We start from the raw sequence: 8,290 nt of genomic DNA, 5'->3' as shown, positions 1-8,290 counted from the left end.
CCTTTTAAAACCTTGAGTATTTTATCGTAATTTGCTTGAAAGTTGTGCATATGAATTATAGTGTCGTAACTACAATTTACTGCCTTTTAGCAGTTTGCGCAACTTTTTCTAAATGCACAACGGGTATAATATAACTAACATTATACTTATAGTTACTATATATGATTCTAGGTTTCCTTTCATAGTTAATCAAACAATGTTTTATTCTTTATTTTGGGTAACATATAATCCATCAATGCCAAAATCATCAATACTGTAGTAAGGATTCTATATTCTGTAGTAATTAAATGATACAACCTTAATATAGCACCAATATACAATACAGATACCCACGCTAGTTTTATGTAGTCTAATCGTTTTTTAATTGGTTTTTTAAGGAAATGCACCAAATAAGATATGACTATACCAATACACCCAACCACTAATAAAGAATTTCCATAGGGCCAGTGCATAATCATAAAAGCTCCACCTATAAACATAAATGCAAATAATCCCATTACTATACGTGAATACTTTGTTTTAAGAAATGTACCATTAGACAATAATAAAAACATGCCAGGCACTTCTATCAGCCAGAGACCTATACGCAACAAAAAATCACTATTTTCTACCATAGTGAATGAAGACAAAAACAATCCGATAAGCGTCATAAGAACTCCCAGAATGATTAGTATGGTTAGGGTTTGGTTGGATGGCATAATTTATTTACTATTTTTTCCAGTTAACAGTTTTAAATCAGGAATGCGATCCGAATGTTTAACTTTCTCATCAAGCTCAATAAGTTGATTTTTAGAAATGGTATACCATATTTTCTTATATGGTTTTCTATTTTTAGATTTTAAAAAATCGTGAATTAGCGTACCAGGACCATTATATATAATTTCTAATTCTCCATCAGATTCTATATGCACTGCAATGTAATGCTCTAAATCTTTACCAAAAGGATAACTAAAGTTATATTTCATACTGGCTTTTATCTGCACTTTTCTACCTGATGACACATGAACTCCATCATAGGTATGATTGTTTTTGCCATGAAGTTCTATACCAAATCTTTCCGAGACCAGGGCCTCTCCAATATCTCCTACCAATCTACCATCTAATGAAAAATCAAGTTTACCATTATATTGATCTTTTAAGGATTTTGTTATTTCTAATAGTTGTTTTATTTCTTTCATTTACTATTACGGTTCATTATTATGCTTCAATACACCTTCTGTTTTCTTTTATAAAATCGATAATCTGTGTTGTACAACCATCTACCATCTTTTTTAGGAGATCTTCCTTTATCATTTTTTTAAGAATGGAATCATTTGATAAATAAATAGTTTGATTCTCAAAACTAAGCTTTCGATGATGAGGCCAGTATATGTTTAATCTATCAAATTCTTTATCTGATTCAGAAAGGTTAGCACCTTGCCCTGCAAATAATCCAACATACAAAACTCCATTTCCATTGCCTTTACCGCTAAAGCTTTCTATACCAAACCATTTTTTAGATACTTTAGAATCATCATGTTCTAACCATATAGCAGCATGTACCTGGGTAATATCTTTTTTGGACTCTAATGTAAATCCTTTTAGATCGGTATCTCCGTCTATAATTTTGGATTGTAGCTCTTCTAGCAGAGCTTTTCTAAACTTTTGTTTTAAATCATTGGTAACTTTATGATATTTGGTTGAAATATAAGAAGCTTCTTCTAAATGCTGCATGACCAATGCATTTAATTCCTTGTCCTCTTCGTTGTTCAAAGTATGGGTGATTTTTTGGATTAGTATTTTGTATTGTTTGATACTCTCTCTTACAATAGGTTGATCATATGCCAGTGCCTGACAATCCTCTAACCAATCTAATATATCATTTTGATAACTTATAGTTATATAATGCTTACCTTTTACCAAATTTCCTTTACTTTTTTCAGAAGGCTCATCTCCAAATTTGGTTAGATATATTACAGTATTTCTATCAGACTTATAATTATAGTAACGAACTATCTGCTTATCCTGATCACCTGCATCAATCTTGTTTTCTATAGAAATAGTTTGGTTTGTACCATCCCTTAATAAAATATCAATCCTACCCCCTATTGTTTGATCTTTATTGATTGGACCTATATAATATTCGACAATAGCTGTAGCACTTTTGGTATCAAAATTCGCTTGGTGATTTAACCTTTTTAAAAAACTATCCAGAAATACGGTTTCCATCATATGTGAACCTGCAGGATTTAATAATTCTGCAATAAAAGCAGAATGCGTACGCACTTCATTTGTTTGTAACCCCAGAATATCAAACACATTAAAGGTTTCTCCTTTTGCTTTGGCCAACTGATCTTGATATGCTATCAGACCTTTAACTCTCTTTAGTAAATTGCTGTAGTTAGGTATATTGTTTGCTATCATATAAAGGGAATAATCATTGTGTTTTAGATTTATTCATCTAATTTCATTTTTAATTCTTCTATGATATCTTTTTTCATCTTACTTAGCGGTCTCTTATGAAAATTAGATTCATTATAATGAACTCCAAACGCTAATCTATAAAGCTCTTCAATTGAAGTTTTTTGACCAGTTTTATTAAGCATTTTCTTTAATTTTAAAAGATAACTTATAGAATATAGTTTTTTAATTCTAACTAAATCATGGATTTCATCCCTATGAGTTTTGTATATTTCTTCTAATTTAAATGCCTTAATTGTATTATCCTCCTTAGAATCTTTAATTCTTTTGATAGAAAAATTATATCTGCCATATTTTTTTATCCAGTAGCTGAATTTATAGTCTATATTATCGTCGACATAAGGATGCAAAAAATCATCAAGATTCATTATTGTTGTTCCTTTAACACTACTATTGCATACATGACAAGAAGGAATTAGGTTGTAAAAAGATAACGCAAGAATTGGATAATTTTCTTTTGGAAACCAATGATCAAATTCGGGTCTTATGGTTTTATTTGGATTCTTAACTGTTTTGGTATATAACCTATTACAATAAGTGCACGTTTGAACGCATAAGGCTTGAGCTAAATCATAAGCAGAATAAGTACTTCTCTTCCTGTCAAAACCTCCTTTATACTTAAATATTTTACCTACTATGATTGTTAAATTATTATATTTATTGACAATCTCTTTTTGTCCTTGAGTTCTATCTTTATTTTTGATTTGTTTTAATAGCACATACCTATTCCAATCTTCTATAGAGTAATCAGGTAAAGCTTCAAATAAATCCATATGATGTTTTTCTAAATTAATAGGTAGATCAGTCAATATTTTGTTTATTCTTAAATCATCTAAAAAACCTTTCAGTTCACATGTTGATAGTTTATTAACCCTTTTTTTAATCAAGGTAAAAGATTTTTCTTGATGAACTTTTTTAGCTTTTAAAATATGTGGAGAATATGGATCTAAATAAATCATGAGTTCTTTTTCAATAAATTTCGTAGGTAAGAAGTTTCCTTTTTAATCATTTCTTCAATAAAATCATCATCCACTTCAATTTCACTAATCATTTCAACTAGTTTATTTCGTAAAACAGGTTCTTCGATTAGTGAAATAATCTGCTTTATATTTTCAAGTTCTTGTTCCTTATAATTTCTTTTGTTGTCTTTATGCCAATTAATCCAGTTAATTATCTTATTAATTTTGTTTTTAGCAAAATTACCGATAGGATGTTCCGCCAAAAAAAAAGAATCCTCCAATAAGTCAGTTATATTAGCTCCAAAAGACAGTGACGGTCTTTTTGGATCGGTAAATGACAATATTGTTCTTTCCTCATTATCTGATTTATGTAAATATGTTATATTATAATTGGGTATATCACTCAAGCTTAAAGGATCATGTGTGCTTATAATTACTTGCACTTTTGCCTCTAGTTCTTTAAAAAAAGATTTACAAAATTGAATAATAGATGATATGTAAGTAATTTTCCATTTAGGGTGATAGCCCAGATCTGCTTCATCTAAAAACAAAAGATAATATTCTGCTTTTGGAATAACTGGGGTATTTAAAATTTTACGATCAAAAAAATCAAATATTCTACTAAATAAATTTAGCATTGCTGTTTCACCTGAACTTAAAGACCTATTTGAAAACTCAAAATTCACAAACTGCTGTAAACGACTAAGATCGATGTATAATCCAGAATCTTTTTCTTGTCTATAATACTTAGGAAGTGCATTCAATAAATCCTGATTTAGTCTTAATAATCGATTTAATGAACCTTCTTGAAAATATAATGATTTTGTATCCCAACCTATTACAGAAAGATCCATTGACAATTCAGGCCCATCTATATAATTGAATAAAAATGATAACAAGTTGAGAATTTCCTGATCTGGTAGATTCTTTCCTGTACCTTTAGAATAATAGTAATTTTTTAACCAATATTGAAGCTTTTGATAAGCATCTAAATCTGAAGTTTCTGATAAAACATTTAGCTTATTATCATTTTTAAAAAAACCTTCTTCTAAATATGTATTATTAACCTCCATTAAATTAATCAACAAACAAAAAGCTCCTTCTAAGATTAGATTTTTCATTTGTCTTTTATTCAGTTCATATCTATCTTCTTCTGAGTTAACATATCTATCAAAATCTTGATATTCTTTTTTTATTAGATTGTATAATTCATTCAAAAAAGGTCTAAAGTTCTCAGGAGTATTGTTAAATTCTATTTCAAATATGTTGCTAACTGTTGTCGAATTTATTATAGTTCTAATCTTATGATTAGTAAAGTTTACCCTAAAGAATTTATCGCTTAGTAGCCCATATCTTTCGCGAATACCGTCTGCATATTTAGACTTTTGAAATTTTATAAATCGCTCTTGATTTTTTCTTTTTAGTTGATCTGAAACATCAATATCATTACCACCCACCAGCATATTTCCCATATAAGCTAAATCTTCTGCTAAATATCTATCCGCACTTATATCAATACCAAATGCCGGTTTTTTATTATCCAAATAAGGTGAATAATAAATTGTATCTGTATTTATGGTATACTTGTCTATAGAATTTATTCCATTCAAATAAATGGGAAGATTAAAACTGTAATTTTTCAAATAGACTTTTGCTTCCTTATCTTCCCAAATTGTAAAACCAGAGCCTTTACCTTGCAGGGTAGCTATTAAGTCGTATATCAATGTAGTTTTCCCACAACCGTTGGTTCCAACAATAGCTGAGATATTGGTGATGAATCCTTCATCATCAAAAAAATCTTCAATAAAATTTTTAGTTTCTTCTGATTTAATCTTGGTCTTACCGTCTTTAACTATTATATCATATCTGTAGAATCCACCAAAATTAATTGTTTTACCACCTTTTTCAAGATCTTGGTCTTCCATAAAAACCGCCGCTAATCTCATATGTTATAGTTTACTAACTACCCCACCATCCCTTCTATAAAGGTCTGTATGTAGTTTTTCATTTTGTTAATGATGCGTTCACCGATTTCTCGGGCTTTAAGAACGCTGGGCCTGTTATCCAGGCATTTGAACACTTCTTCACGTATCGGTTCTTTACCGCTATAAACATATGCATTGATCAATGCCTGGAACTGCAATTGATCCAGATTTTCTTCTTCGCATAATTTGCCTAGAGCAAGTACTTTTTCTTGATTCCAGAATTTCTGAAATTCGTCTTCGATACGATCGATATGATCTATTAGGGGTAATTGTTGTGATATGAACTTTTCTATAAGTTCGCGTTTACTGCGTAGTGTGACCTCTGCTGTAAGGAGGTCCATAATATTTTTCTTTTGCTTGGCTGCGGCCTGAGCATTTTTCTCTTCTTTTATTTTTGCAATTAGCTTTAAAATATAGGCTACATTAATAATATCCCGATGCACTAATTCTAGTTCAAAATCTACATCCTCTAGTATGGATGTTTTTTGCATTTCGTGATCTCCTCGTACCTGATCTCTTAAATCCAAATATTTGCCCAAATAATTGTAAAATGTTTGCTTTGTCATCGCCAGATCTTCCCAACTGAATTCGACAAAAGATTCTAATACATTCTTAAGACGCATTAGTTTACGAAAAGCCTGCACAAATGATAATTGGTCATCCTCGTTAACCAAATTATCTACCATTTTGTAGGTAGGTGCAATCTTTAATAACTCAATGACAGCTTCATTAAAATCATTAACAATTTTATCATAATCTGGTAGTATGATTTCTTCTTTGGCTTCTTTATTAGAAAACAATAAAATAGCTTCATCGGTAGCTTCTTTAAGATTTCTAAAGCATACAATATTTCCTTGAGACTTTTTCTCGTTTAAGATACGATTGGTGCGAGAGTATGCCTGTATCAATCCGTGATACCGTAGATTCTTATCCACATAGAGGGTGTTCACCTTTTTAGCATCAAAACCGGTAAGCATCATATTTACTATAATGACAATATCCAATCGATCTTTATCCTTAAAGTTTTCCTTTTCGCGTTCTTTGAGACGTTTGCTAATATCCTTAAAGTAATTCTCGAACTGTTTACCATCCTTTGTAGAAAAACTAGTCCTATACATCTGGTTATAATCTGCAATGAACTCATCTAATTTTTCTCTGCTATGGCTAGTTTTATATACAAGTGCGGGTTCTGCAGCCTGAGATAATTGTTCATCTGGTAATGCTCCTATAGCTTCTAAATCCGTTTCATTAGCACCATAACTGTAAATAGTAGCGATACGTAAATTATGTAATCCTTCCTCCTTTTTCTTTTTAAATAGCTCGTAATAGGTAATCAAGGTATCAATACTACTTACTGCAAGCATAGCAGAAAACTCCCTGTTAGTCGTTTTGGTGTTATGATATTGTATAATATAATCTACTATCTTCTCTATTCGTTTAGGGGAGTCCAGCACTTCTCGTGTATCGATATCTTCTACATCGATATCGATCAGCGTATTTCCTTTTTGTTTATAGCGACCGATATATTCAATACCAAATCGCAGTACATTCTGATCTCGTATGGCATCGGTGATTACATATTTATGCAAACATTTGTCAAAAAGATCTTTGGTCGTTCTTTTTCCCAGATCATTTTTTTGTGCATTGTCTACAAATATGGGAGTCCCTGTAAACCCAAAAAGCTGACTGTTGCCAAAGAAATCAGTAATGGTTTGATGCGTAGTCCCAAACTGGCTGCGGTGGCACTCATCAAAGATGAAAACAATGCGCTTATTTCTTAGGTTCGTCATTTTTGATGTGTACCTATTGGAAGAAATTGCGTTGTTTAATTTTTGGATCGTGGTTAAAATCAGTGGACTATTAGGATCTACAAATTGATCGACCAAAGACTGCGTATTATTGGTGACATCTACACTATCTTTTTTAAAGCTGTTAAACTCCTTCATCGTTTGGTAATCCAGATCTTTACGATCTACTACAAACACCACTTTGTGTACCTCTGGAAGATCCATAATGATCTGACTTGCTTTAAAAGAAGTCAACGTTTTACCAGAACCAGTCGTATGCCATATATAGCCATTATCTGTTGATGTTTGTACCTGATGGATCATTGCTTCGGTCGCATAAAACTGATATGGGCGCAAAGCCATCAATATCTTATAGGTTTCATTATGCACTATGTATTGCCCAATCATTTTGCCCAGATGTGCAGTATCCAAAAACGAATGTGCAAAATCTACTAATTCTGTTATGTTTTTATTGTTTACATCTGCCCAGAAAAAAGTTTGCTTATAGGTTAAAGCTGCTAATGGATTATTGGCATAATACTTTGTATTCCCTCCATTACTTATCACAAATAGCTGCACGTATTGAAACAATCCCTTATTCACCCAAAAACTCTGTCGTTTATAACGACATATCTGTTTGAAGGCTTCTTTAAGCTCTATGCCTCTCTTTTTGAGTTCTATCTGTATAACAGGAAACCCATTGATCAGAATCGTTACATCATAGCGGTTTTTATAGGTGCCTTCTTGAGCGATTTGGTTGGATACCTGGTATCGATTTTTGGAGTTATCCTCTACAAAGAAAAAACGAATATACAGAGATTCTCCATCATCCCGAGTTAGTTGAAAACGACTTCGTAGGGTTTTTGACTTTTCAAAAATGGTCCCTTTTGCTAAGTGATTAAGGATGGTATCAAACTCTTTATCAGAGAAGGTGGTATTATTTACCTTTTCTAGTTGTTTTTTTAGATTAGACAACAAGCTATCCTCATCTTTGATCAACACCTGCTCATACCCTTGCCTTGCAAGCTGTTTGATGAGGTTGTTTTCTAAGATCGCTTCTGATTGGGTAGTCATATTGTTGGTTATAGGCTTTACGATG

At 31.6% G+C, this 8,290-nt stretch carries 6 protein-coding genes; all 6 read right to left on the bottom strand.

Annotated features, from left to right (window positions below; translation table 11 throughout):
- Positions 1-185: 185 nt before the first annotated feature.
- From FOF46_RS21370 to FOF46_RS21345, 6 genes are read right to left on the bottom strand one after another with little or no spacing between them, the layout of a single operon-like run.
- Positions 186-698 carry a hypothetical protein gene (locus tag FOF46_RS21370; RefSeq protein WP_143917852.1) on the bottom strand — a complete coding sequence of 171 codons (513 nt, stop codon included), beginning with the start codon at positions 696-698 and terminating at the stop codon, positions 186-188.
- Between the two features lie 3 nt (positions 699-701).
- Positions 702-1,178, bottom strand: coding sequence for a DUF6998 domain-containing protein (locus tag FOF46_RS32375; protein WP_208746804.1), 477 nt, complete (start codon positions 1,176-1,178; stop codon positions 702-704).
- Positions 1,179-1,197: 19 nt separating this feature from the next.
- Positions 1,198-2,403, bottom strand: a complete 1,206-nt coding sequence (locus FOF46_RS21360; RefSeq protein WP_143917851.1) for a PDDEXK-like family protein — start codon at positions 2,401-2,403, stop codon at positions 1,198-1,200.
- A 29-nt stretch (positions 2,404-2,432) separates the two neighbouring features.
- Positions 2,433-3,419, bottom strand: coding sequence for an HNH endonuclease family protein (locus FOF46_RS21355; protein WP_143917850.1), 987 nt, complete (start codon positions 3,417-3,419; stop codon positions 2,433-2,435).
- Positions 3,416-5,365, bottom strand: coding sequence for an AAA family ATPase (locus FOF46_RS21350; protein ID WP_143917849.1), 1,950 nt, complete (start codon positions 5,363-5,365; stop codon positions 3,416-3,418). Before FOF46_RS21350 ends, FOF46_RS21355 begins: the two co-directional genes overlap by 4 nt.
- 17 nt (positions 5,366-5,382) lie before the next feature.
- A complete protein-coding gene (locus FOF46_RS21345; RefSeq protein WP_143917848.1) occupies positions 5,383-8,265 on the bottom strand; it encodes a type I restriction endonuclease subunit R in 2,883 nt (960 codons plus the stop codon).
- Positions 8,266-8,290 lie beyond the last annotated feature (25 nt).

Origin of the sequence: Aquimarina algiphila (assembly GCF_007489275.1) — a bacterium.
Classification (GTDB): Bacteria; Bacteroidota; Bacteroidia; order Flavobacteriales; family Flavobacteriaceae; genus Aquimarina; species Aquimarina algiphila.
This window is presented reverse-complemented; position numbering and strand designations above follow the sequence as displayed.